Source organism: Pseudomonas sp. URMO17WK12:I9 (assembly GCF_900230165.1).
GTDB classification, from domain to species: Bacteria; Pseudomonadota; Gammaproteobacteria; order Pseudomonadales; family Pseudomonadaceae; genus Aquipseudomonas; species Aquipseudomonas fulva.
This window is the reverse complement of record NZ_OCMQ01000023.1, coordinates 1-3,700: the sequence shown is the minus strand read 5'-3', so window position 1 is coordinate 3,700 and position 3,700 is coordinate 1. Positions and strand designations below refer to the sequence as shown.

At 59.0% G+C, this 3,700-nt stretch carries 1 protein-coding gene; it reads left to right on the top strand.

The window, feature by feature from the left end; translation table 11 throughout:
- Positions 1-3,700: immunoglobulin-like domain-containing protein (locus CRP40_RS21625; RefSeq protein ID WP_345770222.1), on the top strand; the 3,700-nt coding region annotated here is incomplete at both ends.

The following is a 3,700-nucleotide window of genomic DNA, read 5'->3' as shown; positions in this document are numbered from 1 at the left end:
TGGCCAACGACCTGGTCGTGACCCTGAGCAACAACGCCCAAGTCACTATCAAAGCCGGCCAGACTGCCGTTTCCTACGAGCACGCAGCACAAGGCGACGACGTCTACAAAGACTCCGGTGAAATCAGCCTGGGCATCAAGTCGGCAGCCGACGCGGGTGGTCGTACGTTCGAGAACCTGCAGTTGGGCAACGATGCATCGGTCAAAGTCACTGACACCATCGATGAAGTTGTAGCCAAGCTCACTGCGACCACTTCGGTTGCCGAAGGCGGCGAGATCACCTACACCGTGACGCTGACCAATAAAGATGGTCTGCCGATCAACAACCACGCAGAGCTGTACTTCCATCTCAAAGATGGCACTACCGTGGTGGTGCCTGCCAACAGCACCGTAGGTTCTGCCACCGCTACTGCGCCTGACAACGTTTATGTGGGCACGAACCCTGCTGTCGTGAACTCGATCGAGTCGGTCAGCGGCGCGGATGCTTGGAAGTTCGAACAACTGACGCTGGATAAAACCCAAGTCAGCACCGAAGTTACCGACGAGCCAGGTTCTGGAACCCCGGGTACGGGTAACCAAGGCGATTTGGTACTGGTCACCATTACGGCTGACCAAACCTTCGTGGCCGAGAACGTCAAGCCGACCTTCACCGTGCAGATCAATAAGGCCCTGGCCAACGACTTGGTCGTGACCCTCAGCAACAACGAGAAGATCACCATCAAGGCCGGCCAAACCAGCGCCCAGTACACCCACGCAGCGCAGGGCGACGACGTCTACAAGGACTCTGGCGAAATCAGCCTGGGCATCAAGTCGGCAGCCGATGCTGGCGGTCGTACCTTCGAAAACCTGCAGCTGGGCAACGATGCATCGGTCAAAGTCACCGATACCATCGATGAAGTTGTGGCGAAGCTGACTGCGACCGATTCGGTCACCGAAGGCGGTCAGATCACCTACACCGTGACCCTGACCAACAAAGATGGCCTGCCAATCGACAAGCATGGTGCGCTGACCTTCACGCTGGACGATGGCAAGACCGTCATCACTATCCCGGCCAATGGTACGACCGGTTCGGTAACCATTACCGCGCCTGACAATGACTACGTCGGTGCCAACGATCCGGTCGTCAAATCGATTGCAACCGTCACTGGCGCAGATGTAGGCAAGTTCGAGCAGCTGACGCTCGACAAAACGCCCGTCACCACTCAGGTTACCGATGAGCCTGGCTCGGGAGTTCCTGGTACTGGCAACCAAGGCGACCAAGTGCTGGTTACCATTACCGCGGATCAAACTTCGGTAGCCGAGAACGTCAAACCTACGTTCACCGTGCAGATCAACAAAGCCTTGGCCAACGACCTGGTCGTGACCCTGAGCAACAACGCTCAAGTCACCATCAAAGCTGGCCAGACTGCTGTTTCTTATGAGCACGCCGCCCAAGGCGACGACGTCTACAAAGACTCCGGCGAAATCAGCCTGGGCATCAAGTCGGCAGCCGACGCGGGTGGTCGTACGTTCGAGAATCTGCAGTTGGGCAACGATGCTTCGGTGAAAGTCACCGATACCATCGACGAAGTTGTAGCCAAGCTGACTGCGACCGACTCGGTTACCGAAGGTGGTCAGATCACCTACACCGTGACCCTGACCAACAAAGACGGCCTGCCAATCGACAAACACGGCGCGCTGACCTTCACCCTGGACGATGGCAAGACCGTCATCACCATCCCGGCCAACGGCACCACGGGTTCGGTTACCGTCACAGCGCCTGACAACGTCTATGTTGGCGCGAACGACCCGGTCGTCAAATCGATCGCAACCGTCACTGGCGCTGACGTTGGCAAGTTCGAGCAGCTGACGCTCGACAAAACGCCTGTCACCACTCAGGTTACCGATGAGCCTGGCTCGGGAGTTCCTGGTACTGGCAACCAGGGCGACCTGGTCCAAGTGACTATCACCGCCGACCAGACCTCCGTTGCCGAGAACGTCAAGCCAACGTTTACCGTGCACGTGAATACTGCACTGGCTAATGACCTGGTCGTGACCCTTAGCAACAACGAGAAGGTCACTATCAAAGCCGGCGAAACCAGCGCCCAGTACACCCACGCCGCGCAAGGCGATGACGTCTACAAAGACTCGGGCGAAATCAGCCTGGGCATCAAGTCGGCAGCCGATGCGGGTGGTCGTACCTTCGAGAACCTGCAGCTGGGTAACGATGCTTCGGTCAAAGTCACTGACACCATCGACGAAGTTGTGGCGAAGCTGACTGCGACCGATTCTGTGGCCGAAGGCGGTCAGATCACCTACACCGTGACCCTGACCAACAAGGACGGCTTGCCAATTGACAAGCATGGCGCGCTGACCTTCACCCTGGACGATGGCAAAACCACCATCACCATCCCGGCCAACGGCACGACCGGCTCGGTCACCGTCGCCGCACCTGACAACGTCTACATCGGCGCCAACGACCCGGTCGTCAAATCGATCGCGGCGGTCAGCGGCCCGGATGTCTGGAAGTTCGAACAGCTCACCCTGGACAAGACCCCGGTCAGCACCGCAGTCACCGACGAGCCAGGTTCGGGTACGCCAGGCAATGACAACCAGGGTGACCTGGTACTGGTGAACATCGTGGCCAACCAGGTCTCGGTCAACGAAGCCACGCCACCCCTGTTCACGCTGACCCTGAACCGCGTGCTGGACAAGGACCTCACGGTCACCCTGAGCAACAACGCCACTGTTGTGTTCAAGGCCGGCGAGACCAGCAAGTCCTATGTCGCACCTGCCCAGGGCGATGACGTCTTCAAGGACGAAGGCAAGATCCAGATCGGTATCGTCAAGGCCCAAGTGCCGAATGCTACCTTCGAGAATCTGGTGCTGGGCGCGCCTGCATCGGTCGATGTCACCGACACCATCAGCAAAGTCACTGCGGTGCTGGCTGTGGATAACACCTCGGTCGTCGAAGGCGGGAAGATCACCTACACCGTAACCTTGATCAGCGAAGACAGCGACCTGCCGGTCACTGGCCACGGTGGCGTGACCGTCACCTTGACCGGTGGCACCCAGGTGTTCATCGCCGCTGGCTCTGCTACTGGCACCGTCACCATCAATGCGCCAGATGACGTGTACGTCGGCGGCCAGCCTGCGGTCACCAAGTCGATTACCGACATCACGGTCGCAGGCGCCAAGCAATTTGAAAACCTGGTGGCGGACAAGTCGCCGGTTACCACGACCGTGCACGACGAACCTGCCGGCCAGGGCGACCTGGTGCAGGTCAATATCGTCGCCAATCAGGTGTCGGTGAACGAAGCCACTGCGCCGACCTTCACCCTGAGCCTGAACCGCGCACTGGACAAGGACCTGACCGTTACCCTGAGCAACAACGCCACCGTTGTGTTCAAGGCTGGCGAGATGACCAAGACCTACACGGCTGCTGCGCAAGGCGATGACGTCTTCAAGGACGAGGGCAAGATCGAGGTTGGCATCGTCAAGGCAGAAGTGCCGAACGCCACCTTCGAGAACCTGGTCATTGGCGGCCCGGCTTCGGTCAACGTCACCGACACGATCAGCAAGGTCACTGCCGTGTTGGCTGTGGATAACACCACCGTGACCGAAGGCGGCAAGATCACCTACACCGTGACCTTGGTCAGCGAAGACAACAACCTGCCAGTGACTGGCCATGGTGGCGTGACCGTCACCCTGACCGGCGGCAC